Below are 25,852 nucleotides of genomic sequence, written 5' to 3' on the forward strand. Positions count from 1 at the left end.
TCTTTTGTCCTCTTTCGACGACTTGATTATTTTAACATGTTCAACTTTATCTGTCAAACAATTTTTTGAAGTTTTTAAAATCTTTCGATTTCTTTTTTTGTCTTCTTTCGACGACTTGATTATTTTAACATGTTCAACTTTATCTGTCAAACACTTTTTGATTTTTTTTCAAAATCTTTCGATTTCTCTTTTGTCCTCTTTCGACGACTTGATTATTTTAACATGTTCAACTTTATCTGTCAAACACTTTTTTGAAGTTTTTAAAATCTTTCGATTTCTTTTGTTTGTCTTCTTTCGACGACTTGATTATTCTACCATGTTCAAGTTTTTTTTGTCAAACACTTTTTTATTTTTTAAAAAATTTCTTTTCATTTATTTTAGTGTCTTAAATATTTTATCACTTAGTACTATTTACGTTTTTGCATTACCAATTGTAATAGTGAGTATGATAAACAACAAATCACAATCTTTGTTATAGAATAAAGTTACACGTAAGCTTCTTAACACGGATCTCATTTATGAATTATCATCTCAAAATATTTATTCTTGATTTTGAAAACAATACTCAAAGAGATGATACATTAAAATAACAAAAACATTGAACATTCAGCACGAATATTTTGTTACTATCCAAAACTATTTAAATCTAACTCAGTTCTAGAATAAATTTGTTATATCAGATTAAACACATTATCTCATTAAAAACAATTCATACTTAGATTTACGATGAAATAATTTTCTTGGTTTCTTTAAAAGAAAAGGAAACCCGCAAAAACCTCAAAAAATATGTAGCTACTTTAATTCATTATCATTCAAAGGAGTCTTTCAGACACTGGAGACACAATCATTCCATTCGTGACAAAGTAAAGGTTATTGAATACATTTCTATATTATTAAAATAAAAAAGGAACCACAATAGTGGTTCCAAAGAAAAATTAACGTTTTGAGAACTGTGGAGCACGACGAGCTGCTTTAAGTCCGTATTTTTTACGTTCTTTAGCACGTGAGTCACGAGTTAATAAACCTACTGGTTTTAATGTTGGACGGTATTCAGCATCAACTTGTAATAAAGCACGAGCGATTCCTAAACGAATTGCTCCAGCTTGACCTGTTAATCCTCCACCTTGTACATTAACTAATACATCATATTGGTTAGCTGTTTCAGTTAATGATAATGGTTGCATGATATCTAAACGAGTTGCTGCAGAAGGAATATAATCTTCAAATTCGCGACCGTTGATAATTACTTTTCCAGTTCCAGGTACTAAACGTACACGAGCAACTGAACTTTTACGACGACCAGTTCCTAAGTATTGTACTGTCATATCTTGTTACCTCCCTCTTAATTATCCGCGAAGTTCGTAAACTTCTGGTTTTTGTGCTGCATGTGGATGTTCTGCTCCAGCATATACAAATAATTTTTTACCAGTTGCACGTCCTAAACGTCCTTTTGGTAACATACCTTTGATAGCTAATTCTAACATACGTTCTGGTTGAGTATCACGCATTTGTTGAGCTGTACGAACAGTTAATCCACCTTGATATCCTGAATGACGGTAGTAGCATTTGTCAGCTAATTTATTTCCTGTTAAATTGATTTTTTCAGCATTGATTACGATTACATAATCTCCACAGTCTACATGTGGTGTGAATGTTGGTTTATGTTTTCCACGTAAAAGTGTTGCTACTTCTGTAGATAAGCGCCCTAAAGTTTTATCTGCAGCATCAACAACGAACCATTTACGATCTACTTCATGAGATTTTTGCATAAATGTTGTACGCATAGTCCTGCCTCCTACTTCTTAACTTATAAATTATTTTTTTTAATCCAATGAAAATTCGCTGGGGCTCAAATTTTCTCTCGAAAATAAAGAAAATGTACCGTTAACTATTTTACCCCAAATAAACTCTTTTTTCAAGTATTTTTAGAAAAAAATATTCTATTTTTTCTCTTATTTTATGTTTTTTGAAACAACACTTTTATGGTATTTCAAAAGAAAAAATGAAAGAATATTTTCACTTTCTTCGTATTTGATTATAACATGGACGCTCTTATATATGAATCATCAAATTTTGGTTAGATTTCAGTATAAAAATGGATAGTAAGCGATTATGCCTACTATCCATTTTTATACTAAAACTATTTTAGTTAAAACATAAACTAATATAAATCCCGGAATGCCAAGAGTTCCCGTTATAAAAGAAGTAATATAATTTAAAGGAATCGATACATTAAAGTATACTCCGATTATATTAAAAAGATATAAGGCAAATACTCCAATTATGAATCTTTTAACTAACCATCCTACTGTCTTCATATTATTTTTGTTATTGAAATACTATCATTCCAATAACAAAACACCTCCCTTCCTAAAATCTATCATATGCAATTAAAAATGTTGATATAACTAAGTTTTATATTAGGAGGAAAGATTAAATTATTAAAATATCCCGCTTCTAAAATATACCCAAGCAATGGTTAAAGCTTAAATACGAAGCTATGATGAAATTCTAACGAATATTTTATACTAACATCAATGCTCTCCTTAGAGTAACACTAATGGTAATCCTAATTGTCAAGATTACGTACTCAATTCTTTCTGAAATTACAGTTAAAATGTTGTATTCATACTGGTTATAGAATGCCTTAGCTAAAACTAAGGTGATCAAGTACACCTAACATAATAATAAGAAAATAATTGTAATTAGCGCAATCTCAAAGGATAGGATTAGTTCACGATTGTACCATCGCTCAAATATTAAATTTTATAAAGTAAATTAGATAATAAATAACCTAATTCTATTTCGTAATATTCATTTTTCTTATATAAATTCATAAACTAAGCATCTTTTTAATTTCTCACAAAAAGTAAAAAAATATCACTTCATCTCTTAAATCTATAAAAAATAGCCATCGTTATATGATTTTACGATGGCTATTACATTATTAAAATAGTTCACGACGTCCTTCTAATGCACGAATTAAAGTAACTTCATCTGCATACTCGATTGAGCGCCCCATTTCAAGACCTCTTGCAATTCGCGTTACTTTAACATCTGTATTTTTTAATAACTTAGCAATGTATTGTGAAGTAGCATCCCCTTCAAGAGTTGCACTTAAAGCTAATATTAATTCTTTTACATTCTCATCTTTTAAACGTTCGATTAATGCCGGAATCCCGATATCTTCAGGTCCCATGCCATCAAGTGGAGACAGTACTCCATTTAATACATGGTATAACCCTTTAAACCCACGCATGCGTTCTATAGCGATCACATCTTTCGGATCTTGTACAACCGCAATCAATGAACGATCACGATGTGAATCTGAACAGATTGAACATGGGTCAGTATCTGTAATATGCCCACAAATTGGGCATTTAAATAACTGACGTTTGCTATCGATTAAAGCTTTAGCAAATGTTGTTACATCATCCTCTTTCATAGAACTTATAACATAAAAAGCAAGACGTTCCGCAGTTTTATTTCCTATACCTGGAAGTTTACTTAAGCTTTCAATTAATTTTGTAATAGGTTGTGGATATTGCATAATATCTCCTTAGAATAATCCAGGAATATTCATTCCTTTTGTGAATTGTCCCATTGTTGATTCAGTTTTTTCATCAACTTGGCGGAATGCATCATTTAATGCTAATAAAATAACATCTTCTAACATTTCTACATCTTCTGGGTCAACAACTGATGGATTAATGTTTACTTTGTTAATTTCTTTTGTACCTTTAACCTCAATTGTTACCATTCCACCTGCAGCAGAACCTGTGAATACTGATTCTTCAATATCCTTTTGTGCTTTTAACATATCTTTTTGCATTTTTTGAATTTTTTTCATCATCATTGGATTCATAATCATCACTACTCCTACTCGTCTATTATATTCACTAAGTCAGCCCCATATAAATTGACAATATTATCAATAAAATCATCTTTCTTAGACTGAACTTCCTCATTATAATTTATCACATTTTTAATATCCTGACTATATTGTTTTAGTCTAGGTTCAATACCTTGTTTCTTTTGTTCTAAATAACTTTGTCTTTGTTCAAGCCAAAAAGACTCTGGCATGACATTAAAAGCATACGGACGACCAAATAGATAAGCCACAATTTGTTCAGCAATTTTTTTATTATCTTCTCTTAGTAATCGTCTACATCCCGGTTCATGTTTGTAAGTTAAAATAAATCCTTCATCTGAAGCTGCGACAACACTACCATCTTGTAATAAGACAATAACATCTTTGTACTCAGGCATTTTAATGGGATTTAACTGGGACCATTTTTCTAAGACATTATCTCTTGCTTGTTTACTTGCATGAGATAAAACTTGTTCAATGGTTAACATTTCTGGTGTGATATGTTCAGGTAAGATAATATGGTCTTCTGTGGCTGGAAGTTTGAAATCTGATACTTTAGTGTCTTCTTGAAATAAATTCATTTTAAATTGAGAATCATCTTGGTTAATGATTTTTGTATGATTAGATGCAACTGTAGTTGGTATACTCTCAACTTTTTTAACTAATCTTTTTAATACCTCAATTTCTTTTTTCAAATCATTGATTTCTATCTCATAGTCTGCCTTATTCCCTGTCATTTCTGAGTCAGTTTCAGTTAAACTTAATAGCCCAACTTCGAGCATTAATTCAGGATGATTCGCAAATCTCATTTCATTCTGTAATTTATTTAATTTAAATAAATATTGTACAATTTGTGCAGAACGTAATTCTTCCGTTAATGGGATAAATAGTTCGTCAGAGATTAGTAAATTAGAGATGTTAGAAGAATTTCCTATTTTTTGATACATCAATAAATCTCTATAAACATTAATTAATCCATCTATAATACGGATTGCTTCTTTTCCTTGGTCAATCATCTCCTGGATTAAATCAATGATTGTTGAAAAATCTAAATCCTTTATTCCTCTAATAATTTGTAACAACTGATGATTTGCAATTGTTCCACTTAAAGCATGAACATCATCGATGAGAATCTTATCGTACGAATATGAAATAACCTGATCAAGTAAACTTAAGGCATCACGCATTCCACCTTCAGCTAATTCAGCAACTAATTGAACAGCATCTTCTTCAAACTCAATGTTTTGACTAGTTAAAATTTCTGATAAATGTTGTGTGATTTCTTTAGTAGAAATCTGTTTAAAATCAAAGCGTTGACAACGAGAAATAATAGTAGGTGGGATTTTATGTGGCTCTGTTGTAGCTAAAATAAAAATAACATGTTTAGGGGGTTCTTCTAACGTTTTTAAAAGTGCATTAAAAGCCCCTGTGGATAACATGTGCACCTCATCGATGATATATACTTTATATCGCCCCATTGTCGGTGCATATTTAACTTTATCTCTAATTTCACGGATTTCATCTACACCATTATTACTAGCTGCATCAATTTCAAATACATCTGAATTAGAGCCGTTTGTAATGGTTGTACAATTAACACACTCATTACAAGGTTCATCGGTTGGATAATTCACACAGTTTACAGCTTTTGCGATAATTTTAGCAATTGATGTCTTTCCGGTTCCGCGTGGTCCACAAAATAAATACGCATGTGATAAACGTTCATGTTTAAGTGCATTTTGAATCGTTCTAACGATATGAACTTGTCCCACTACATCGCTAAATTTTTGGGGACGATGAGCACGATATAATGCATTGTATGACATAAAAGATTTCCTACTCTCTAGTTTCAAAGTTAATTTGATTATAACATAAAAACTTTAGATAGATTTATTGGTTTTCACATTTATTTTCATTTTATAATCATTTTTAAATCAATTGATTAATATTCCAAATTGTGTAAAATATTATAAATAGACATTAAACTGAGCTAAAGGTTTAAAAACAATCAGATTTTAAATTTTACTATGAGGGATAAGATATGATGGAGAAAAAAACTAATTTGATGACTGAGGGAGTTATTTGGAAGCAACTTTTATTATTTTCGATTCCCTTATTAGTCGGGAACCTATTTCAACAGCTCTATAATACAGTTGATTCAATTATTGTCGGAAACTATGTCGGAAGCCAAGCTCTGGCAGCAGTTGGGGCAAGTACCCCAATTATTAATTTATTAGTGGGATTTTTTATGGGAATTGCAACAGGTGCTGGAATTATTATTTCCCAATTTTACGGAGCGAAAGATGAGAAGCGTTTAAGAGAATCTGTTCATACGGCGCTAGCACTTAGCATTTTAGCCGGTATTTTTTTAACGGTTGTGGGGATGATGTTTTCTCCATGGATTTTAAGAATTATGGGAACACCTGATGAGGTGTTGCAAGATTCGGTGTTGTATTTGAGGTTGTATTTTGTTGGGAGTTTGTTTTTGCTTGTTTATAATATGGGCGCTGGAATTTTGAGGGCAGTTGGAGATTCGAGGCGACCTTTATATTATTTATGTATTTCATCTGTAATAAACATTGTACTTGATTTATTATTTGTAGTTGGATTCAAGATGGGAGTTGCAGGCGTAGCTCTGGCAACGTTACTTGCTCAAGGTGTTTCGGCTATTTTACTAGCGATTCATCTGATAAAGACGTCTGAGAGCTATCGTCTTGTTATTAAAGAAATCCGTGTTCATAAGCTTGTATTTCAGGAGATTGTGATGGTTGGAATTCCAACAGGCTTGCAGTCAGTTATTGTTTCATTATCTAATGCCATTGTCCAAAGTAGTATTAATGGTTTCGGAGCGGCGGCTATTGCGGGATGTAGCGCCTATATCAAATTAGATGGTTTTATGATTTTGCCAATTATGAGTTTTGGGATGGCGTCTACTACCTTTATTGGTCAAAATTTAGGGGCACGTCAGTATGATCGTATGAAACAAGGGTTGAAGACAACATTGTGGATGACTTCGATTTACACAATCATTGTATCTTTATTAATGTATGCATTTGGTAGTGAGGCACTAAAAATCTTCTCTCAAGAACCTGATGTTCTCAAATATGGGCGTAGTATGTTACAGTGTCTGATTCCCGCGTACATCATGTTAGCAGTTATGCAGTCGTTAGTTGGATCGGTGCGTGGAGCTGGGAAAACAATGATTACTATGATGATTTCGATTGTTAGTTTATGTGTGGTAAGGGTTTTATGGATTATGGGTGTTTTGGCATTTAATCCGAGTATTGAAGGGGTGTTTCTTGGATATCCTATTTCTTGGACGATAGGCGCTATTTTGATGATTATTTATACGGTAAAAGGAAAATGGATACCTCTTGATTAGAGATATCCATTTTTTCTATTGACTTGGAGTTAACTCCAAGGGGTATGTTAGTATGGAGGGAGGGATTTTGATGAGGGTTTTAATTTTATCGGGTAGTCCAAGAAGACATGGAAATTCAGATTTGTTATGTGATGAGTTTATGCGGGGAGCAATTGATGCTGGACATGAGGTTTTGAAGGTTTTTTTAAGAGATAAGCAGATTAATTATTGTATGGCTTGCGATGGTTGTCGAGGAAATGGTGGACGTTGTGTGATTAAAGATGACATGGCGGATATTTTGACTCAGATGATTTTGTCTGATGTGATTGTGATGGCTTCTCCTGTTTATTTTTATTCGATGGATGCCCAGATGAAGACATTGATTGATCGAACAGTAGCTAAATATATTAAGATTATTGATAAAGATTTCTATTTTATTGTGACGGCTGCTGATAGTAACCCACAAGCATTAAAACCGACAGTTGAAGGGTTCCGAGGTTTTATAGACTGCTTAGAGGGAGCTAAGGAAAAAGGTGTTCTTTATGGGACTGGGGTTTGGCAAAAAGGCGATGCTTTAAAAACTGATTTGATGATACAAGCTTACGAAATGGGAAAAAGTTTATAAGATAGCATATATTTCATTAGATAATAACTATTAATAAGGACTTTTATTGGAGGATTTAGCAATGAATATTAAAGAGGTTAGCGAGCGACTTGGGTTATCGGCGGATACGCTACGTTATTATGAACGGATTGGGTTGATTCCTCCAGTACAACGAAATAAGAATGGGATTAGAAATTATTCTGAAGATGATTGTACATGGATTGAATTTATTAAGTGTATGCGTGCTTCTGGGCTGCCTATTGAGGTTTTAATTGAGTATGTGACATTATTCCAACAAGGTGAGGAAACAAGCTCTGCCCGCAAGGAAATACTAATTGAGCAGCGCGATGTATTACTTGAGAAGATTGCAGAGTTACAAAAGACAGTTACACGATTAAATGGCAAGATTGAATTTTATGAGCAACATGTGATTCCAAGAGAAGAATCGTTTAGAAGAAAAAAATAAAAGCTCCCGGTTGGGAGCTTTTTAATTTAAGTGATAACGGCGACCTTTTAATGCGTATAATACTTCTTCTGCAATATTTGTGACGTGGTCCCCTGCACGTTCGATATACTTATTAATTAGAATAGCATAAGCTGTTCCGAATACTTTGCCATCAACAACTTGGATATGTGTAATTAAAGAAGCTAATAGTTCTTGATAGATTTCATCTACTTGTTTATCCATATCAGCTGCTTCTTTAACTTTTGTTTTATCTTCTGTTCTTAATCCTTCGATGACAAGTTTTAACATATTAATTACAATTTCTAACATTTTTACTAACTTATCTACATTTTTCTGATAATGCTCAATTGATTCATTCTGTTTAATTAAGATGATGTATTCAGCTAGGTTTTTCGTATAGTCTGCAATACGTTCATACTCATTGGCTAATCGCATAATCATTAAGATTTTACGTAAATCACTAGCGACTGGTTGTTGACGAACAATTAAAATTGTTGCTTCTTCTTGAATTTCTTCTTGTAAGTCATCAATGTTTTGGTCGCTTTTTATAATTTGTAAAGCAATTTCAACATCTAATGTTTTTAAAGCATTTAATGTGTTTTGGTATGCTTCTACTGTTAGTGATGAAAGTTTGCTAATTTCACCAAGTAGAGCATCATAATCTGATTCTAACTTTGTTTTTTTCATTCCATGTCACCCTCTTTTTTATCCGAAACGTCCTGTAATATAGTCTTCAGTACGCTTGTCTTTTGGATTTGTAAAGATTTTATCTGTATCATCAAACTCAATTAGTTCTCCCATTAGGAAGAAAGCAGTTTTATCAGAGATACGAGCCGCTTGTTGCATTGAGTGTGTTACGATAACGATTGTATATTTCTCTTTTAGTTCTTCCATTAATTCTTCAACTTTTTGAGTTGCAATTGGATCAAGTGCTGATGTTGGTTCGTCCATCAGAATAACTTCTGGTTCCATTGCAATGGCACGAGCAATACATAAACGTTGTTGTTGTCCACCTGATAATCCTAATGCTGATTTATTTAAACGATCTTTTACTTCATCCCATAATGCAGCACCACGTAATGATTTTTCAACAATTTCTTCTAATTTCTTTTTATCTTTAATCCCTTGGCAGCGTGGTCCGTAAGCAATGTTATCAAAAATACTCATTGGAAATGGATTTGGTTTTTGGAATACCATTCCAACGCGTGTTCTTAATTTCATCACATCGATATCAGAATAGATATCCTCCCCGTCTAATTTTACAGATCCAGTAATTTTAACTGTTTCAATTAAGTCATTCATACGATTTAAGGTACGTAAAAACGTTGACTTTCCACACCCTGAAGGTCCAATAAATGCAGTTACTTTACGTTCTGGAATTTCGATATTGATATGATGGAGAGCCTGGAAGCTTCCATAAAATAAGTTTAAATCATTAACCTGAAATTTGTTTGACATCTTCGTCACTCTCCTAGTAATTTGCCTTACTGAATTTTCTTGAAATTAGTCGTGAAACTAAATTTAATGTGAATACGATCACTAAAATGACAATTCCAATTGCAGCCGCCATCTGAATATTACCTGATTCTTTTACTTCCACATAAGCACGGACTGTTAATGAAGTTCCTGTTTCAAATAATGATAATGTCCCACTGCTTGGATTAACCGGTAATTTTGCAAATGTTCCAATTGTAAATAATAAGGCTGCTGATTCCCCGATTGTACGTCCGATTGATAAGATAACTCCGACCAAGATACCAGGAATAGCACTTGGTAATACAACTTTTGATAGTGTTTGAATTTTGTTAGCTCCAAGTCCATAGGAAGCTTCACGGTAACTCATCGGCACTGATTTTAAAGCCTCTTCCGTCGTTCTCATCATCGTTGGCAATAAAAGAATCATCAATGTTAATCCACCCGATAAAATAGACATTCCTAATTTAAAGGTATTAACGAAGATCAACATCCCAAAAAGTCCAAATACGACTGATGGAATTCCTGAAAGAACTTCTGTTGCAAAACGAATCATGTTAACAAGTTTACCTGGTTTAGCGTACTCAACCATGTAAATTGCAGCTAAAATTCCGATTGGTGCAGCAAATAATAAAGCAACTGCGATTAGCATTAAAGTTGAAACAATCATTGGGAATATTCCGCCACCTGGTGATGTTACTTTTAACATTAATTCATTGCTGCTGTTTAGTGTATTGATAATATCTTCTGCCGGTGTATTAGCTTTAATTTTTAAATTTCCACCGTCTCCATTGATTTGTGATAATTCATATCCTACTTTGACTGGGAATGCTTCATCAGCGTTATTGATTGCATGTTTTACTGGAGAAGCATCATCTACATAGACGATTTCATACCCTTCTTCTGTCTGTTCAATAGCAATACCTAAATTTTCAGAGAAATATTCATCACTTGAAAGGTTTGTTGGTGCTATAAATGTTTTATCTGTCACCACATTTACATATTGTGTCTGTGATTCATAATCGTTAGTTAAGAAATCCCAACTAATTAAAGACCATCCATTTGAGAAAATAAAGTAAACGATTGAAACTAAAAGTCCCACCGATACTGCTGCAGATAACCAAATTAATCCGTTTAATAAGTTATCTTTTACTTTACGACTAACCATTAACGGTCACCTGCCTTTGCTTGAATTCTAGATAATACTAGATTGATAATCATGATAAAGATAAATAAGATAACAGCTGTTGAGAATAACATTTGTTCATGAAGTTCTGCTGCATATCCCTGTTCTAATGCAATATTTGTTGTTAATAGACGAACACGATCGAAAATTGTTTGTGGAATGCCTGATTCCGGATTTCCCGCTACTAAGATAACAGCCATTGTTTCCCCAATCGCGCGCCCTACTCCAAGAATGACCCCTGTTAAAATTCCTGATTTGGCAGCAGGTAAGATGACTTTGAAAATAGTTTGCATTTTTGAGGCTCCAAGCGCAAGAGATCCTTCTTTATAACTAGACGGAACTGCTCTAATAGCTGTTTCAACAACGGCAACAATTGTTGGCAAAATCATAATTGTTAAAACGATAATAACAGCTAATAATGAATCCCCTGTTGGATAAGGAGAAATTGATTTAACCATGGGTGTAATGACAGCAAACCCAAAGACCCCATATAATACAGACGGAATGGCAGCTAATAATTCCACCGCAGGACGCACGATGTTTGCTAACCATTTTGGCGCAACTTCTGCAATAAAAATTGAAGTTAATAAAGCAATTGGAACTCCAATAACGATAGCACCTAATGTGGCTACAATCGAGCTAACAATCATATATCCAATTCCATAATCCCCTATTTTAGGCTTCCACTGTAAGCCGGTGATAAAGTCGATAAAGTTATAGGTTCCGAATTTATTATTTGGGAAAAATGGAGCCAACCCTTTACCAAAAATAAAGATAATAATTAATGCAACACTGATGACCGCAAATAGCGCAGCTACTAGGAATACGATATGAAAGAATCGTTCTAGAAAGACGCGTTTACGATTAATAGCCATATCCTTTTTCAATCTCAACACCTCATTTTTAAATTTAAAAAGCTGAATCGAGCGCTTAGCTCATCGTAGAAATGAAGAGAAAGTGATCGAAGTGGTTTTTGCTCCAATCAACTTTATCGAATTTCATAGAGGAGCTGCTCGATGAAGCTAGATTACACCAAAAGCTGAGATAAACGTTTAACCCCGAACAAAAATGAAGAAAAAACGAAAGGAGTGTTTTTTTACTCCTGTAGATTTTTTCGAATTTTGTGGAGGAGTGGTTCATCGAAGCTAGATTACACAAAAAGCTGAGAATAGCGATTTTTCACTACTCTAAATATAAATTACTCTCAGTTATACGTCGTTATTGTAGCATCCTTTATATAAAAAATTAGCTTTCTTAACAGAAAGTTAACGGTTGTTAACAAAAACTTAACAATTCTAAAACATCCCTATATTATGTTTTAAAAAAAAGAAGAACATAGTTATAAAAAAGCGAAAAACAGCGGTTAACCTTCTCGTAAAAGTCGTACTCGATTGTCGATGACATGTTTTTGTCAACGTACAATTGAGCGACTTTATAGAGAGATTGCTGTTTGGAGCTAGATTACACAAAAAAGCTGAAGCGAGCGCTTAGCTCATCGTAGAAATGAAGAGAAAGTGATCGAAGCGGTCTGGGCTCCAATCAACTTTATCGAATTTCATAGAGGAGCTGCTCGATAAAGATACGTTACCTAAATGGATTTACAATTGTTTTGATACTAAAAATACAAATATTTCTTTTCATTAAATTTATATCTATTTAAAAGCATAAAAAAAACGAGACTCTCGTTGTCTCGTTTTTTTGTTGTTATTTTACTTCATTCCAGTCAGTAATTTTTCCTGTGTATACTTCTCGAATTTGTTCTAGTGTGATATCGTTTGTTGAGTTTTCTTTATTAACAACAACTGCGATTCCATCCATACATAATGTTGAGTATGCTAAACCACTTTCGATTTCTGATTCTTTTAATTCACGAGATGCGAATCCTAATGTGTAAGTTCCATCTTGTGCATTTTTAACACCTGTTCCAGATCCTGTTCCATCATAAGTGTAAGTTACTTTTGGGAATAATGCTGTGAATTCATCCGCTGCAGCTTTTACTGCTTTTTCAGTTGAGGTTGATCCACCTAATGTCATATTTCCTGTTAAGTTATCATATTTAGACATATCAAAATCTTCTGCATTGGCAGTATCAACAATTGTTCCCGTTGACTCTAAGACTTCTAATCCATCTTTTGAAGCTAAGAAGTCGATGAATGCACGTTCAACATCTGTTAGGTTTTCATCCTTATATACCATCATAAATGGACGAGACACACCGTAAGTTCCTTCTAATACATTGGCAGCTGTTGGTTCAACTCCATCAACTGTTAATCCTTTTAATTCTGATGCTTTTTCTTCTAATGTTACGAATGATACGTATCCGATTGCTGATTCGTTTCCAGCTACATATGTTGCAACTACACCGTTTCCATCTTTGATTGTTGCATTACTAGTCATTGGATCTTCACCGTCTACGTTAAATCCGATAATTTCTTCGAATGCGCTACGAGTCCCTGAACCTTCTTCACGGCTCACAACATCGATGACACCTAGGCTTGTTGTTTCAGTATTAGAACCTTCTGTTGATGTTTGCGGCTGTTCTGATGTTTCAGTTTTTGATCCACATGCAGCTAGTGAAAAAGTTAAAGCTGCCGCCGCCATAATAGACATTAATTTCTTCATTATGTTCATTCCTCCATTTTTTAAATCTGTTTCCTTATGTTGTTATTGTAATATAAATCTGTTTTAGAAATATTAATTTTCTGTTAAGAAACGGTTAAGATAAAATTAACTAATGTAGAAACAGAAGTCTGGTATATATTTTTTAATTAGTCATTCTTGGTCCTGCTAAGATTTTTAAAAATCTATCTCAATTACAAGGGATTATCTAGTTTTATTCTGTATCTAACCATGTTCTTCATGCATAAAAAAAGAAGTAGTTTATTTTAAACTACTTCTTTTTCTTAGGTAAAGAAACGGTAAATGTTGTTCCTACATTTAGTTCACTGTTAACCATTATACGGCCTTTATGTGCTTCAATAATAGACTGAACAATCGATAATCCAAGTCCAGTCCCCCCTGTATGACGAGATCTTGCTCTATCCACACGATAAAATCGTTCAAAAATATGAGGTAAATCTGCGCTTGGAATCCCGATGCCTTGATCAATAACTTGAATTTGATAATATTCCCCTACTGCTTTGGCTTTAACAGTAATCGTTGTATTTTCACCTGAATAATGAATAGCATTTGTTAACAAATTAAGAAAACAATGTTTAAGTTGAATGTAATCTCCTTCTATTTGATATTGCTCCGGTGCTTCAAGTTTAATTTTTTGGTGTTTTAACTTCGCAACATTTAAAGGTTGAACAATACAATCGGTCAACAATTCATTTAAACAAAATACTTCAGTTTTCATTTTAATCTGATCAAATTCATATCGATTAATCAATAATAAATCTTTAACAAGTTGTTCCATTCGATTATTCTCATCTGAAATCATCGTTAAAAATTCATCTAATGCCGCCGGGTCATTTTTCGCTCCATTTAATAGAATTTCTGTACATCCCTTAATTGCACTAATTGGAGTTTTTAATTCATGAGAAACATTTCCGAAAAATTCTTTTTGAAGATTTTGATATTTTTGAAGATCAGTAATATCATGAAAAATAATAACCGATCCATTAAAATCATCATGTTCGTTGTAAATTGGATTAGCAGTAGAAATATAAAATTTTTGATCAATTTCTAATGTTTTTTTTCGTGTTGTTTCACAAATTAATGCATCTTCTAATACTTTACGAAGTTCTGGTTGTTTAACTTCATTAAACGAAACAGTTTTTAATGCGGATAAATCAACCCATTTTTTGAATCGATTATTGGCATACTCAAGTTCACCACTAATGTTTAAAATAACCATCGGATCCTCAATGCTATTTGTAATAATACTAATAATTTGCATATTTCGACGATTTCGATATTCCTGTTGTTGAATAAATCGCATCAACTTATTATATTTAATTCCTAAAACCTCTTGCTGTTCAATCACAAGAGGCGCAACCATACTCCATTTTTTTTGAGACTGAATACTTTCAGCTACTTTATCATATTTTCTTAGTTGCTCTAAATATTTCATAGCTCGGCGATATTGCATAAACATTAGGATCAATAGCACTAATAAAAAAACAACTGTCACTGGAAAACTTGGTTCACTATGAACATTAACTATGAGTAAGGTAATAAAAACAATGAAGAGGGCCAGTAATTCGTGGCGACTACTAATCATGGACTTCATCCTCTAGCATATAGCCAATTCCACGAATCGTTTTAATTTTAATTCCATAATCTTTTAATTTTTCACGAATCTTAAAAATGTGAACGTCAACGATTCGCGTATCCCCATCGTATTCAAATCCCCATAGGCGATCAAGTAACACATCCCGAGACATGGCTTGCCCTTTATGTTGAATTAAAAACTCTAACAATTCATATTCTTTCAACGTAAAATCGATAACTTGCCCATTTACTAATACTTCAAAGCGACTATTATCTAATTTAATACTTCCGTATCCTAAATAATTTTTATTTTTTTCACTAGATAAGACTTCTTTACGGCGAATAATGGCTTTAATTTTTGAAACCACTTCTCTTGATGAGAATGGTTTTGTCATATAATCATCTGCTCCAAAATCAAGTCCTGATACACGGTCCAATTCATCATCACGTGCTGAAAGCATGACGATGTACGTTGAAATATTTTGGGCTCGTAACTCTTTACAAACTGCAAATCCATCTTTTTTAGGCAACATGATATCGAGTAAAATGACATCATAATCATTAACCAGCGCCTTTTTTAATCCTTCCTCACCATCACTAGCTAAGTCAACTAAAAAACCTGATTGTGTTAAATCGTATTGTAAAATTCGTTGAATAGAAAACTCATCCTCAACAACCAATATTCTCTTGCTCATGTATTCAACCCTCCAAAACCATCTAATTATGCTCATTTTATCATATTTAAATCTTTGGGTTTGTTAAAATTCTGTTAAGGAATAAAAAAAACTCCCCTTTGGTACCCTTACCCACATAAAACTAATTGCTTAAGGCTGCTACATTCCTGTCCTGACCTGGTTCACAACGTCCTATTGAATAAGGGTACCAAAAGAGAGTTTCAATTGATACACATTTAGTATATCAATTTGAAGTCTCATTGTCAACACGCTGCTGCTTTTTTTTCTGGCGTAAATTTCTGAAAAAATCTGACAAAAGTTGTCCACATTCTTCTTCTAAAACACCGGATACTAGCTCACAACGATGATTAAATTTCGACTCATCAAGTAAATTATAAATAGTTCCGCAGCATCCACCTTTAGGATCATGGGCTCCGAATACCACGGTTGGAATTCGCGATTGTACGATTGCACCTGCACACATTGGACAAGGTTCAAGTGTAACATATAGTGTACAATCTTCAAGACGCCAGGAACCAACCATTTCATTAGCCTTTGCAATAGCAATCATTTCAGCATGGGCATTTGAAAGTTGACTTGTTTCTCGCAAGTTATAACCTCTAGCGATGATTTCTCCATCTTTGACGATAACAGCTCCAATAGGAACTTCACCAAGGTTTTGCGCTTTTTTAGCTTCTTCTATTGCTGCTTGCATATATGTTATGTGCTTCATAAGTCACCACCTTGTTAGTTTATTCTTTTCTTAACGACTTTATTCTCTTTAGATAATCTTTAATCAAAGTCATTAAATTTTTTCGTACAAAAATGAATGATTCTCATCTATTCTATGATAAAATATTACTGTTATCAAGACTAAATCTTAAGAAAGTCTGAGGTGAGGATGATGGTTAAAACGTTCATGATTAACGTTGAAAATTTAAAAACGGATGAGGATGTTAAAAAAATCGAGAGTTATTTTGAAACAAATTTAGATGGGGTTGAAAAATTAGATATTAATCTTTCTCTTAAACTAGTATCAGTTCGTTACAACGATAGTATCGGTTCGCCAAAATATATTTTAGATGCATTTAATCGTTTAGGATACACAGTTCGATAATTCGAACTTCTTTTTTTTATCGTAGCAGGAGTGACAGATATGAAGAACAAACCTTATTTTATAGCCATTGAAGGTCCTATCGGAATTGGGAAAACCTCTTTAGCGACCTTACTTTCAAAGCATTATAATTATCATCTTTTAAAAGAAATTGTTTATGAAAATCCTTTTTTAGATAAATTTTATGATGATATTGATTCTTGGGCATTTCAAACAGAAATGTTTTTCTTAACGAATCGTTATAAACAGTTAACAGATATTCAAAAAGATTTTTTAGATAATCAGAAATCTGTTGTATCTGATTATCATTTATTTAAAAATGTGATTTTTAGTAAGATGACGCTCGACGTTAATAATTTTAATAAGTATCAAAAAATTTATCATATTCTAGAGGAAGATCTTCCTAAGCCAAATGTTATTATTATTGTAAATGCGACGCTTGAAACGATTATGAAGCGTATTAAAATGAGAAACCGTCATTTTGAACAAAATATTGATCCCAATTATCTTCAGACTTTAATCGATTCTTATCATGAATATACAGCATTGTTAAAAGAAAATCATGAGGAAATTAAGGTTATTGAACTGAATGGTGATGAGCTTGATTATGTAAATAATCCAAAGCACTTACAACAAGTTATCAAGAAAATCGATGAAATGATTGGTCAGGAGGATTAAGAATGTACGAGGCATGTGAAAAATACGGAATTCCACGCGATGCGATTATTACGATTGCAGGAACTGTTGGAGTTGGTAAATCAACGTTAACAAAAAAATTAGCAGAAACTCTAGATTTTAGAACTTCTTTTGAAAAGGTAGATGGAAACCCTTATCTTGAAAAGTATTACCAAGATTTTAATCGTTGGTCTTTCCACTTACAAATTTATTTTTTAGCAGAGCGTTTTAAGGAACAAAAAAGAATGTTTCAATACGGTGGTGGATTTATTCAGGACCGTTCAATTTATGAAGATACTGCAATTTTTGCTCAAATGAATTACGATAATGGGAGTATGAGTAAGGAAGATTTCGATACTTATAACTCATTATTTAACGATATGGTGATGACTCCGTACTTTCCTCATCCTAATTTAATTATTTACCTTGAAGGAGATATCGATGAAATTGTAGGACGTATTGGAACACGTGGACGCCAAATGGAAATCGATACACCTGTTGAATATTGGTACAACCTACACCGTCGTTACGAAGACTGGATTGAAAACTTTACATCCGCACCAGTCCTTCGTCTAAATATTAATGAATACGACCTCGTAAACGACGAAAAATCAATCGACTACATCCTAGCAAAAATCGGAAGAGTATTAAACACAAAAAGCTGAAAGAGGCGATTAACATCCGCTGAAATTTGATGAGAGTCCGTAGTGGCATAGCCACAAGTGACTATCGAGAATTTGCCAGGATGTTGCCCCTTGAAGCTAGATTACACAAAAAGCTGAAAGAGGCGATTAACATCCGCTGAAATTTGATGAGAGTCCGTAGTGGCGTAGCCACAAGTGACTATCGAGAATTTGCCAGGATGTTGCCCCTTGAAGCTAGATTACACAAAAAGTTGAAAGAGGCGATTAACATCCGCTGAAATTTGATGAGAGTCCGTAGTGGCATAGCCACAAGTGACTATCGAAAAATTACCAGGATGTTGCCCCTTGAAGCTAGATTACACAAAAAGCTGAAAGAGGCGATTAACATCCGCTGAAATTTGATGAGAGTTCGTTGTGGTGTAGCCACAAGTGACTATCGAAAATTTACCAGGATGTTGCCCCTTGAAGCTAGATTACACAAACCTACATTGATTATTTCTAATTCTCACATTCATTCAAATAGAAATATTAATAATTTAGAATAAAATGCTCTAAAAATTCGCAAGCTCAGTTAGAGAGATTTAAAAGGCTAAGAGTTACCTAAATAAATAAAAAAAGGAGTTGATTCTACTTTGAATCGACTCCTTTTTTTGTGATTTGTTTAATGCGTTCAAATGTTTCAGGACTGATAACATGTTCAATACGACAAGCATCTTTATCAGCCAGATCTTCATCGATATTTAAGGTCATCATTAAAAATTCTTTTATTAAGCAATGGCGTTCAAAAATTTCTGTTGCTTTTTGATGTCCAGATTGTGTGAGTTTAATTTGTCCACTCTTCTCTATTGTAATAAGCTCTGCATTTTTTAAAATTCCCATTGCACGGCTAATACTCGCTTTTGAAAAGTTGAGTTCATTCGCAATATCTATAGAGCGTACAACCCCATTTCTTTGTTCGAGAATTAAAATGGTTTCTAAGTAGTTTTCTCCTGACTCTTGTAGCTTCATAGGTATCCCCTTTTTCATTTTATAATCATGATATAAATATAGTTAATCTTAACATATTGAGGTCATTTAATTCAACTTTGATACTTTTTTCTCAAAATTGAATTGACATCATTATCCAAACATGGCATACTACTATTATCAGTTAGCAAAAGCTAACTTGTTTTTTTCACGCGAGTTAGCATAGACTTACTTAAAGAGGGGGACTTATGATGCCACTTACGATGGCGGATATTGGAACACAATTATTGATTAAAAAGATTAATGGTCGTGATGATACGAAGCGATTTTTAGAAAGTTTAGGTTTTGTAACAGGAAGTCAGGTTATGGTTATCTCTAAGTTTGGTGGGAATTTCATTGTTAATGTAAAAGATACACGCGTTGCAATCGATGAATCGATGGCTAAACGTATTTTTGTTTAAGGGGGATGAAATAATGAGAACATTAAAATCAGCTACAATTGGTGAAACCGTCAAAGTTTTAAAGTTTAATGGTGAAGGTGCAACGAAGCGTCGTCTTATGGATATGGGAATTACAAAAGGAACGTCTATTTATGTTCGTAAAGTTGCCCCACTTGGTGATCCAATCGAGGTAACGGTTCGTGGGTATGAGCTATCCCTTAGAAAATCTGATGCTGAAAATATTTTAATTGATTAATTTTTTTATAACGCAGTTAGTTTAGGCTAACTAATATAGGGGGACTAATGATGAGTTTAACTGTTGCACTTATAGGAAATCCAAACTGTGGGAAAACAACTACATTTAATGCTTTAACAGGAAGTAATCAATATGTTGGAAATTGGCCTGGAGTTACGGTTGAGAAAAAAGAAGGTCGTTTAAAAGGTCATAAAGATGTTACTATTGTTGATTTACCGGGAATCTATTCTTTATCACCTTATTCGCCTGAAGAAATTATTACACGAGAATTTTTAATTCATGAAAAACCAGATGTTGTTTTAAATATTGTGGATGCTTCTAATATTGAACGTAATCTTTACTTAACCACACAATTAATCGAATGTGGAATACCAGTAGTTATTGCATTAAATATGATGGACATTGTTGAAAAAAATGGGACAAAAATTAATATCAAAGCTCTTTCTAATCATCTAAACTGTCCTATTATACAAATGTCAGCTTTAAAAAACAAAGGATTAAAAGAATTAGTCAAGGCAGTCATTGAATCAAAATATTCTACGGTTACTTTAAAGCCGATTTTCAACCATAATGTTGAAGCAATTATCGATAATATTACGAATTTAATTAAAGCTCAGGTTAAACCATTTCAATCACGTTGGTATGCAATTAAGTTATTTGAGCGTGATCAAAAAGTTTTGAATTCCTTAAATTTAACTCAGTCAATTACAATGGAAATCGAATCAATGCTTGTATCATGCGAAGATTTGCTTGATGATGATAGCGAAAGTATTATTACGAATGGGCGTTATGATTTTATCGGGAATATTGTGAGTAAATGCGTGAAAAAAAATAATCATTCTACTTTAACACCATCAGATAAGATTGATCAAATTTTGACAAATCGTTGGCTGGCACTTCCCATATTCGCATTGATTATGTGGGGAATTTACTATATTGCGATTACCTCTGTCGGTTCGATTGCAACGGATTGGATTAATGACACGTTCTTTGGAGAGATTGTTCAGGGAAATGTAGCAACTTTCCTAGAAAGTATTAATACGGCTGATTGGTTAACAGGCCTAATTGTAGATGGAATTATTGGTGGGGTCGGGGCCGTGTTAGGATTTGTTCCTCAAATCATGATTTTATTCTTCTTAATCGCGATTTTAGAAGATTGTGGATATATGGCGCGTGTTGCCTTCATTATGGATCGTGTCTTTAGAAAATTTGGTCTATCTGGAAAATCATTTATTCCAATGTTAATTGGTTCTGGTTGTAGTGTACCTGCTGTTATGGCGAGTCGTACAATTGAAAATGAAAAAGATCGTAAGATGACGATTATGTTAACACCATTTATTCCTTGTGGTGCTAAGTTACCCGTGTTCGCCCTAATGGCAGGTGCTTTCTTCCCTACCATGTCTTGGGTTGCACCTTCAATGTATTTCTTAGGAATTACAATGGTTATTATTTCAGGTATCTTATTAAAACGTACTCGTTTATTTGCAGGAGATGCAGCTCCATTTATTATGGAGTTACCCGCTTATCACTTCCCTAGTATTAAAGGCTTATTTATCCACATGTGGGATCGTGCTAAGGCATTTATCTATAAAGCCGGAACTATTATCTTTGTAGCCTCTGGTTTAGTTTGGTTCTTACAATCATTTAACTGGTCGCTTGAAATGGTTGATGCCAGTGAAAGTATTTTAGCTTCAATCGGACGTATTATTGCTCCTATCTTCACTCCATTAGGGTTTGGAAATTGGCAAGCTGCTGTTGCAACATTGACTGGATTCTTAGCAAAAGAAAATGTGGTTGCAACATTCGGTGTCTTATTCGGATTAGGTGAAGAGATGAATGAGGAGTCAGTTGAATTACTTGGCACAATCCACTCATTATTCACTCCATTAAGTGCTTATGCATTTATGGCATTTACTTTACTTGCTGCGCCATGTTTTGCAGCAATTGGAGCTATTAAACGTGAAATGGCATCTTGGAAGTGGACATTAATCGCGATTGGCTACCAAACTGGTTTAGCTTACGTAGTTGCCTTCCTAATCTATCAAGTCGGAACAATCATTATCAATCATAACATCTCACCTTCAACTATTATCATTTCACTAATCGTTTTACTAGCACTGGGATTTGCTATCAGTAAGATTCGCCGTGATCATAAAGAAAGTAGTTGTGGATGTGGATGCTCAGGATGTAAATCCATTAATAAATGTTCTAAATAATCTAAATTTGGTTAATAGCTAAAGATAAAAACACGATAACCTCCCAAACTTTTATCTGTATATTCTATCTGATAGCTTTAACAATATATAAAAAGAGAACTCGAAACGAAGCCTGAGTTCTCTTTTCTTTTTACTTTATATAACTGTGAGTTTTAAAAATAAAAAAAAGCCGCACATTCCTGTGCGACGTTATGTCAATTTATGGCGGAGGAAGAGGGATTCGAACCCCCGCTACGCTCTCACGTACTGTCGGTTTTCAAGACCGATCCCTTCAGCCGGACTTGGGTATTCCTCCGTATCAACAAAATTAATTATACATGACTCAAAACCTATTGTCAACAAAAGTTAATAATTTTTTTATTTTTTTTACTTCTAAATGATCTAATTCCTCATCTATAAACAACACATAGATTATACATATAAAAATTTCCTTCGTCTTTAATGATTCTATTTGCATAGAACCATTTGACGTAAGATTTGTTTCACTCAGTTTCGCTGAGCTTAACCACTCGATTCAGCCTTTTAGATATCTCTAACTGAGCTTGCGAAGTTTTAGAGTATCTTATCCTGTGTCACTAATGATTCTATCCGAGAATAGGAGGATTAGAATCATTAGTGACACAGGGTTTGTGTAATCTAGCTTCATCGAGCAGCTCCTCTATGAAATTTGATAAACTTGATTGGAGCAAAAAACGCTCCTGTCACTTTCTCTTCATTTCTACGATCTTCTAACCGCTTGTCTCAGCCTTTTTATTTATTTCTTAAATTTAGTGGATCTGGTAAATCTCTTACTTCATGGCAGTGACGACAACGTGGTTCGTATGCTTCTTTTGCCCCAACTTGGATGATTGGATCATGGTATGAAGCTGGTTGTCCATTAATTAGACGTTGTGAACGCGTAGCTGGTGCACCACAAACGCTACAAATTGATGTTAGTTTTGTTACGAATTCTGATTTTGTTAGTAGAATTGGCATTGTTCCGAATGGTTCCCCGCGGAAGTCTTTATCTAATCCTGCTACAATAACTCGAATTCCACGATCCGCTAGGTATTCTACTACGTCTACTACATTTTCTTCAAAAAATTGCACTTCATCGATTGCCACAGCATATGTTTTATCTGTGATGTGGTCTAAAATTTGAATCGGATGTTCAATTGGAATAGACGGCATTTTTAATCCACTATGTGATACCACTTCATCTTCACTATAACGATTATCAATAACCGGTTTAAATAAACAATATGGACGACGAGCAAAATCTAATCGTTTTAAACGACGAATTAATTCCTCTGTTTTACCTGCATACATACTCCCACAAATAGCTTCAACCCAACCCTCTTGACGGAAATCATACATTCTAAAAACCACCTTTCATCCTTCTGCATAATCAAACAAATTTAGTTGAATTTTGACACCCAACTAAAGCAACCTGATAATTATAACAGATATATATTTTAGGATTCAAGATAGATGCAAAAATGAAATTTTTTTCAGTAAAAACAAAAAAAGAGGAATTTCCTCTTTTTAATTTTATCCAATTTTTACCCGATGTTCATTCGGATTTAAACAAACTTTTGCTCCCATAGGAAGTGTTAAAAGGGGACTACAATGCCCGCTTTCAATCCCATAAGCAACTGGCTTCCCAAGCCCTTTTAACATTTTTTTTAATAATTTAGCTGAAGCCTTCTTATCAAAAACATTAAAATCACCAATCATGATTCCCGCTGCATCTTCAAGTTTGCCACTGTATTTGAGTTGAGTTAACAGTCGATCAATTGCATAAACCGGCTCATTCACTTCCTCAATAAATAAAATCTTATCCTTCGTATCAATCTCATAAGGTGTTCCAAGCGTCGAGCAAATGATTGTAAGATTTCCACCAACTAATATTCCCTCCACTGAATCTTTGGTATCATCATAGTAAGAAATATCCGTTAATTCTACAGGTTTAGCTTCTATTATCACATGCTTAGCACTTTGTAGAGTCACCTCATCCTTTAACATCAAGTCTTTCAACATCGGACCATGATAAGTAATTAGATTATGACATTGATTTAAGTAAATATGTAGATAGGTAATATCGCTATATCCTACAAATGGTTTTGGATATTTTGAAAATTTAAAATTCTTCAAATATGGGATGATTCGATTACAGCCATAACCACCTCGCATGCACAAAATCGCATCAACCTCATCATCAGCAAACATCATAATCAAATCCTCTGCTCGTCGACGATCTGACATGCCAGCTAGGTATCCTTTTCTTTCATAACAACTCGGTGCAACCACTACATCAAATCCCAATTCTTTTAACGTCGCTTCCCCCTTAAAAACTGTTTCTACTTCTAGGGGCCCCGCTAATGCTACAATTCCTATTTTTCCTCCTGGTAACAAGGCTTTTGGTTGAATCATCCCCATCCATCTCTCTTTCTTAGTTTTGTAATAGTTTAAGAGTTGATAAAACTTGTAAGCAAACCCCTACTTTAATTGCTTCCTCATCAATATCAAACGTATTTTCGTGTAATGTTGCCTCAATTCCTTTTTTCTTATTTGAAGTTCCTAAACTGTAAAAACAAGATGGAACAGCCTGTGAAAAATATGCGAAATCTTCCACTCCAAGACTTGGATGGTCAAAGATAACAATATTCGTCTCACCTAATAAATCAGTGGCGACTTCTTTTACTTCATCAACTATGTAATTATCATTAATTAATGGCGCATACCCTTCTTCAATTTCAACGAAGGCGTTCCCCCCATAAGCTTTACCTGTACTTTCAACGACTTCCACAATTCGTTTTTTCATAAAAGTTCTTGTTTCAAGATCGAGTGTTCTTAGCGTCCCTCTAATGGTTACGTCATTACACACAATATTTCCTGCACTACCACCTTCAATCATTCCAAGGCTAATGACCGCAGAATTAAATGGGGATAAGTTACGACTTACAATTGTCTGTAGTGCTAAAATAATATTAGAAGCTATTACAATGGCGTCAATTCCATCTTGTGGATAAGCCCCATGAGCTTGTTTTCCTTGCACCTTAATCGTTAGCGTATCACTTGCCGCATGACATTTTCCATAATGGAATCCAATTTCACCAACTTGTAGTGTCGGGCGTACATGTAATCCAAGACAATGTTCAACATGTGGATTTTCTAAACATCCCGCTTCAATCATCGTCTTAGCCCCACCTACTGTTTCCTCAGCAGGTTGGAAAAAGAGTTTTACATTTCCCTTAAACTCATCTTTCAAACTTTGTAAAACAAATGCTGTTCCAAGTAAAATAGTCGTATGAACATCATGTCCACAAGCATGCATCTTCCCCGGATTTAACGATATGTAATCCGTTTTATTGACCTCTTGAATCGGAAGTGCATCAATATCCGCTCTTAACCCAATTGTTTTCCCGTCCGATGCACCTTCAATCAATCCTACAATTCCTGTTTCTCCAATTAACTGATCTATTTTAATTCCTGTTTCTTTCAAATAACTTTTAATTTTCGATGATGTTCGATATTCCTCTAATCCTAACTCAGGATGACGATGAAAATCTCGTCGAATTTCAACTAACGTCGGATAAATGGCGTCCACCATTTCTTTCACCTTTTGCTTCACATTTAAGCGCCTCCCCTAGTTTGAATACAGTACATCTCATTATATGTAAGTAGGGGCTTATCTTATGAATATAAAAAA

At 33.9% G+C, this 25,852-nt stretch carries 27 protein-coding genes, 1 tRNA gene and 1 other RNA gene; 9 read left to right on the forward strand and 20 right to left on the reverse strand.

The window, feature by feature from the left end:
* Window positions 1-935 precede the first annotated feature (935 nt).
* From rpsI to dnaX, 6 genes are all read right to left on the reverse strand, one after another.
* On the reverse strand, window positions 936-1,325 hold the full coding sequence (gene rpsI, locus J6D32_RS04050) for a 30S ribosomal protein S9 (RefSeq protein WP_009607235.1): 390 nt from the start codon (window positions 1,323-1,325) through the stop codon (window positions 936-938).
* A gap of 21 nt (window positions 1,326-1,346) precedes the next feature.
* Window positions 1,347-1,784 (reverse strand): 50S ribosomal protein L13, encoded by a 438-nt coding sequence (rplM, locus tag J6D32_RS04055; protein WP_006783976.1) that lies wholly within the window; start codon window positions 1,782-1,784, stop codon window positions 1,347-1,349.
* A 345-nt stretch (window positions 1,785-2,129) separates the two neighbouring features.
* A complete protein-coding gene (locus tag J6D32_RS14070) occupies window positions 2,130-2,318 on the reverse strand; it encodes a pro-sigmaK processing inhibitor BofA family protein (protein WP_081448221.1) in 189 nt (62 codons plus the stop codon).
* A 629-nt stretch (window positions 2,319-2,947) separates the two neighbouring features.
* Entirely contained in the window at window positions 2,948-3,550 is a 603-nt protein-coding gene (recR, locus tag J6D32_RS04060) for a recombination mediator RecR (protein WP_006783975.1), read from the reverse strand.
* A gap of 9 nt (window positions 3,551-3,559) precedes the next feature.
* On the reverse strand, window positions 3,560-3,871 hold the full coding sequence (locus J6D32_RS04065; protein ID WP_006783974.1) for a YbaB/EbfC family nucleoid-associated protein: 312 nt from the start codon (window positions 3,869-3,871) through the stop codon (window positions 3,560-3,562).
* A gap of 8 nt (window positions 3,872-3,879) precedes the next feature.
* Window positions 3,880-5,697 (reverse strand): DNA polymerase III subunit gamma/tau, encoded by a 1,818-nt coding sequence (gene dnaX, locus J6D32_RS04070; protein ID WP_006783973.1) that lies wholly within the window; start codon window positions 5,695-5,697, stop codon window positions 3,880-3,882.
* Window positions 5,698-5,912: 215 nt separating this feature from the next.
* On the opposite strand from dnaX, the gene J6D32_RS04075 reads away from it, so the two are divergent.
* From J6D32_RS04075 to J6D32_RS04085, 3 genes are all read left to right on the forward strand, one after another.
* The gene (locus J6D32_RS04075) at window positions 5,913-7,253 is read left to right on the forward strand and encodes an MATE family efflux transporter (protein ID WP_006783972.1); all 1,341 of its coding nucleotides are present in this window, start codon (window positions 5,913-5,915) and stop codon (window positions 7,251-7,253) included.
* Between the two features lie 70 nt (window positions 7,254-7,323).
* A complete protein-coding gene (locus J6D32_RS04080; RefSeq protein ID WP_229040134.1) occupies window positions 7,324-7,857 on the forward strand; it encodes a flavodoxin family protein in 534 nt (177 codons plus the stop codon).
* Window positions 7,858-7,918: 61 nt separating this feature from the next.
* Window positions 7,919-8,302: a MerR family transcriptional regulator gene (locus tag J6D32_RS04085; RefSeq protein WP_006783970.1), complete on the forward strand. Its 384-nt coding sequence runs from the start codon at window positions 7,919-7,921 to the stop codon at window positions 8,300-8,302.
* Between the two features lie 21 nt (window positions 8,303-8,323).
* Here J6D32_RS04085 and phoU read toward each other — a convergent pair whose 3' ends face one another.
* The 9 genes from phoU to tadA all read right to left on the reverse strand — a co-directional run bounded on the left by phoU (window position 8,324) and on the right by tadA (window position 16,583).
* Entirely contained in the window at window positions 8,324-8,989 is a 666-nt protein-coding gene (phoU, locus tag J6D32_RS04090) for a phosphate signaling complex protein PhoU (protein ID WP_009607234.1), read from the reverse strand.
* 18 nt (window positions 8,990-9,007) lie between these two features.
* Window positions 9,008-9,760 (reverse strand): phosphate ABC transporter ATP-binding protein PstB, encoded by a 753-nt coding sequence (gene pstB / locus J6D32_RS04095; RefSeq protein WP_006783968.1) that lies wholly within the window; start codon window positions 9,758-9,760, stop codon window positions 9,008-9,010.
* 13 nt (window positions 9,761-9,773) lie between these two features.
* Window positions 9,774-10,943, reverse strand: a complete 1,170-nt coding sequence (gene pstA, locus J6D32_RS04100) for a phosphate ABC transporter permease PstA (RefSeq protein WP_009607232.1) — start codon at window positions 10,941-10,943, stop codon at window positions 9,774-9,776.
* The gene (gene pstC / locus J6D32_RS04105) at window positions 10,943-11,848 is read right to left on the reverse strand and encodes a phosphate ABC transporter permease subunit PstC (protein ID WP_006783966.1); all 906 of its coding nucleotides are present in this window, start codon (window positions 11,846-11,848) and stop codon (window positions 10,943-10,945) included. Before pstC ends, pstA begins: the two co-directional genes overlap by 1 nt.
* Before the next feature lie 817 nt (window positions 11,849-12,665).
* Entirely contained in the window at window positions 12,666-13,583 is a 918-nt protein-coding gene (locus tag J6D32_RS04110; protein ID WP_006785789.1) for a substrate-binding domain-containing protein, read from the reverse strand.
* Between the two features lie 268 nt (window positions 13,584-13,851).
* The gene (locus J6D32_RS04115) at window positions 13,852-15,186 is read right to left on the reverse strand and encodes a sensor histidine kinase (RefSeq protein WP_006785790.1); all 1,335 of its coding nucleotides are present in this window, start codon (window positions 15,184-15,186) and stop codon (window positions 13,852-13,854) included.
* On the reverse strand, window positions 15,179-15,871 hold the full coding sequence (locus J6D32_RS04120) for a response regulator transcription factor (RefSeq protein WP_009607494.1): 693 nt from the start codon (window positions 15,869-15,871) through the stop codon (window positions 15,179-15,181). The genes J6D32_RS04115 and J6D32_RS04120 overlap by 8 nt, the downstream gene beginning before the upstream one ends.
* Before the next feature lie 95 nt (window positions 15,872-15,966).
* An RNA gene (gene ffs / locus J6D32_RS04125) (signal recognition particle sRNA small type) lies at window positions 15,967-16,062 on the reverse strand.
* A 32-nt stretch (window positions 16,063-16,094) separates the two neighbouring features.
* Window positions 16,095-16,583, reverse strand: a complete 489-nt coding sequence (gene tadA / locus J6D32_RS04130; RefSeq protein WP_006785792.1) for a tRNA adenosine(34) deaminase TadA — start codon at window positions 16,581-16,583, stop codon at window positions 16,095-16,097.
* A gap of 171 nt (window positions 16,584-16,754) precedes the next feature.
* Between tadA and J6D32_RS04135 the strand changes: the two genes are divergently transcribed.
* From J6D32_RS04135 to J6D32_RS04145, 3 genes are read left to right on the forward strand one after another with little or no spacing between them, the layout of a single operon-like run.
* Window positions 16,755-16,967 (forward strand): heavy-metal-associated domain-containing protein, encoded by a 213-nt coding sequence (locus J6D32_RS04135; protein WP_006785793.1) that lies wholly within the window; start codon window positions 16,755-16,757, stop codon window positions 16,965-16,967.
* A 39-nt stretch (window positions 16,968-17,006) separates the two neighbouring features.
* Window positions 17,007-17,642: a deoxynucleoside kinase gene (locus tag J6D32_RS04140; protein WP_006785794.1), complete on the forward strand. Its 636-nt coding sequence runs from the start codon at window positions 17,007-17,009 to the stop codon at window positions 17,640-17,642.
* A gap of 2 nt (window positions 17,643-17,644) precedes the next feature.
* Window positions 17,645-18,304 (forward strand): deoxynucleoside kinase, encoded by a 660-nt coding sequence (locus tag J6D32_RS04145; RefSeq protein WP_006785795.1) that lies wholly within the window; start codon window positions 17,645-17,647, stop codon window positions 18,302-18,304.
* 606 nt (window positions 18,305-18,910) lie between these two features.
* On the opposite strand, the gene J6D32_RS04150 is transcribed toward J6D32_RS04145, so the two are convergent.
* The gene (locus J6D32_RS04150; RefSeq protein ID WP_006785078.1) at window positions 18,911-19,291 is read right to left on the reverse strand and encodes a metal-dependent transcriptional regulator; all 381 of its coding nucleotides are present in this window, start codon (window positions 19,289-19,291) and stop codon (window positions 18,911-18,913) included.
* A gap of 209 nt (window positions 19,292-19,500) precedes the next feature.
* Here J6D32_RS04150 and J6D32_RS04155 point away from each other — a divergent pair, with 209 nt between their 5' ends.
* The 3 genes from J6D32_RS04155 to feoB are packed head-to-tail and all read left to right on the forward strand — an operon-like array spanning window position 19,501 to window position 22,161.
* On the forward strand, window positions 19,501-19,710 hold the full coding sequence (locus tag J6D32_RS04155) for a FeoA family protein (protein ID WP_039931031.1): 210 nt from the start codon (window positions 19,501-19,503) through the stop codon (window positions 19,708-19,710).
* Between the two features lie 13 nt (window positions 19,711-19,723).
* The gene (locus J6D32_RS04160; RefSeq protein ID WP_006785076.1) at window positions 19,724-19,945 is read left to right on the forward strand and encodes a FeoA family protein; all 222 of its coding nucleotides are present in this window, start codon (window positions 19,724-19,726) and stop codon (window positions 19,943-19,945) included.
* Window positions 19,946-19,992: 47 nt separating this feature from the next.
* Complete coding sequence (gene feoB, locus J6D32_RS04165; RefSeq protein WP_006785075.1) at window positions 19,993-22,161, forward strand: ferrous iron transport protein B; 2,169 nt, start codon at window positions 19,993-19,995, stop codon at window positions 22,159-22,161.
* A gap of 202 nt (window positions 22,162-22,363) precedes the next feature.
* Here feoB and J6D32_RS04170 read toward each other — a convergent pair.
* The 4 genes from J6D32_RS04170 to J6D32_RS04185 all read right to left on the reverse strand — a co-directional run bounded on the left by J6D32_RS04170 (window position 22,364) and on the right by J6D32_RS04185 (window position 25,774).
* A tRNA-Ser gene (locus tag J6D32_RS04170) sits at window positions 22,364-22,456 on the reverse strand.
* 455 nt (window positions 22,457-22,911) lie between these two features.
* The gene (locus tag J6D32_RS04175; RefSeq protein ID WP_006785074.1) at window positions 22,912-23,517 is read right to left on the reverse strand and encodes a thymidine kinase; all 606 of its coding nucleotides are present in this window, start codon (window positions 23,515-23,517) and stop codon (window positions 22,912-22,914) included.
* Between the two features lie 174 nt (window positions 23,518-23,691).
* Complete coding sequence (locus J6D32_RS04180) at window positions 23,692-24,573, reverse strand: S66 peptidase family protein (RefSeq protein ID WP_229040133.1); 882 nt, start codon at window positions 24,571-24,573, stop codon at window positions 23,692-23,694.
* A gap of 19 nt (window positions 24,574-24,592) precedes the next feature.
* Complete coding sequence (locus tag J6D32_RS04185; RefSeq protein ID WP_006785072.1) at window positions 24,593-25,774, reverse strand: M20 metallopeptidase family protein; 1,182 nt, start codon at window positions 25,772-25,774, stop codon at window positions 24,593-24,595.
* Between the last annotated feature and the right edge of the window lie 78 nt (window positions 25,775-25,852).

This window comes from Turicibacter sp., from assembly GCF_017941855.1.
GTDB classification, from domain to species: domain Bacteria; phylum Bacillota_I; class Bacilli_A; order MOL361; family Turicibacteraceae; genus Turicibacter; species Turicibacter sanguinis.

Excerpts from the sequence above, each read along its gene's own strand:
- rpsI (WP_009607235.1), bottom strand. The coding sequence starts at position 1,325 with ATGACAGTACAATACTTAGGAACTGGTCGTCGTAAAAGTTCAGTTGCT.
- rplM (WP_006783976.1), bottom strand. The coding sequence starts at position 1,784 with ATGCGTACAACATTTATGCAAAAATCTCATGAAGTAGATCGTAAATGG.
- J6D32_RS14070 (WP_081448221.1), bottom strand. The coding sequence starts at position 2,318 with ATGAAGACAGTAGGATGGTTAGTTAAAAGATTCATAATTGGAGTATTT.
- recR (WP_006783975.1), bottom strand. The coding sequence starts at position 3,550 with ATGCAATATCCACAACCTATTACAAAATTAATTGAAAGCTTAAGTAAA.
- J6D32_RS04065 (WP_006783974.1), bottom strand. The coding sequence starts at position 3,871 with ATGATTATGAATCCAATGATGATGAAAAAAATTCAAAAAATGCAAAAA.
- dnaX (WP_006783973.1), bottom strand. The coding sequence starts at position 5,697 with ATGTCATACAATGCATTATATCGTGCTCATCGTCCCCAAAAATTTAGC.
- J6D32_RS04075 (WP_006783972.1), top strand. The coding sequence starts at position 5,913 with ATGATGGAGAAAAAAACTAATTTGATGACTGAGGGAGTTATTTGGAAG.
- J6D32_RS04080 (WP_229040134.1), top strand. The coding sequence starts at position 7,324 with ATGAGGGTTTTAATTTTATCGGGTAGTCCAAGAAGACATGGAAATTCA.
- J6D32_RS04085 (WP_006783970.1), top strand. The coding sequence starts at position 7,919 with ATGAATATTAAAGAGGTTAGCGAGCGACTTGGGTTATCGGCGGATACG.
- phoU (WP_009607234.1), bottom strand. The coding sequence starts at position 8,989 with ATGAAAAAAACAAAGTTAGAATCAGATTATGATGCTCTACTTGGTGAA.
- pstB (WP_006783968.1), bottom strand. The coding sequence starts at position 9,760 with ATGTCAAACAAATTTCAGGTTAATGATTTAAACTTATTTTATGGAAGC.
- pstA (WP_009607232.1), bottom strand. The coding sequence starts at position 10,943 with ATGGTTAGTCGTAAAGTAAAAGATAACTTATTAAACGGATTAATTTGG.
- J6D32_RS04110 (WP_006785789.1), bottom strand. The coding sequence starts at position 13,583 with ATGAAGAAATTAATGTCTATTATGGCGGCGGCAGCTTTAACTTTTTCA.
- J6D32_RS04115 (WP_006785790.1), bottom strand. The coding sequence starts at position 15,186 with ATGATTAGTAGTCGCCACGAATTACTGGCCCTCTTCATTGTTTTTATT.
- J6D32_RS04120 (WP_009607494.1), bottom strand. The coding sequence starts at position 15,871 with ATGAGCAAGAGAATATTGGTTGTTGAGGATGAGTTTTCTATTCAACGA.
- tadA (WP_006785792.1), bottom strand. The coding sequence starts at position 16,583 with ATGAAGCACATAACATATATGCAAGCAGCAATAGAAGAAGCTAAAAAA.
- J6D32_RS04135 (WP_006785793.1), top strand. The coding sequence starts at position 16,755 with ATGGTTAAAACGTTCATGATTAACGTTGAAAATTTAAAAACGGATGAG.
- J6D32_RS04140 (WP_006785794.1), top strand. The coding sequence starts at position 17,007 with ATGAAGAACAAACCTTATTTTATAGCCATTGAAGGTCCTATCGGAATT.
- J6D32_RS04145 (WP_006785795.1), top strand. The coding sequence starts at position 17,645 with ATGTACGAGGCATGTGAAAAATACGGAATTCCACGCGATGCGATTATT.
- J6D32_RS04150 (WP_006785078.1), bottom strand. The coding sequence starts at position 19,291 with ATGAAGCTACAAGAGTCAGGAGAAAACTACTTAGAAACCATTTTAATT.
- J6D32_RS04155 (WP_039931031.1), top strand. The coding sequence starts at position 19,501 with ATGCCACTTACGATGGCGGATATTGGAACACAATTATTGATTAAAAAG.
- J6D32_RS04160 (WP_006785076.1), top strand. The coding sequence starts at position 19,724 with ATGAGAACATTAAAATCAGCTACAATTGGTGAAACCGTCAAAGTTTTA.
- feoB (WP_006785075.1), top strand. The coding sequence starts at position 19,993 with ATGATGAGTTTAACTGTTGCACTTATAGGAAATCCAAACTGTGGGAAA.
- J6D32_RS04175 (WP_006785074.1), bottom strand. The coding sequence starts at position 23,517 with ATGTATGATTTCCGTCAAGAGGGTTGGGTTGAAGCTATTTGTGGGAGT.
- J6D32_RS04180 (WP_229040133.1), bottom strand. The coding sequence starts at position 24,573 with ATGATTCAACCAAAAGCCTTGTTACCAGGAGGAAAAATAGGAATTGTA.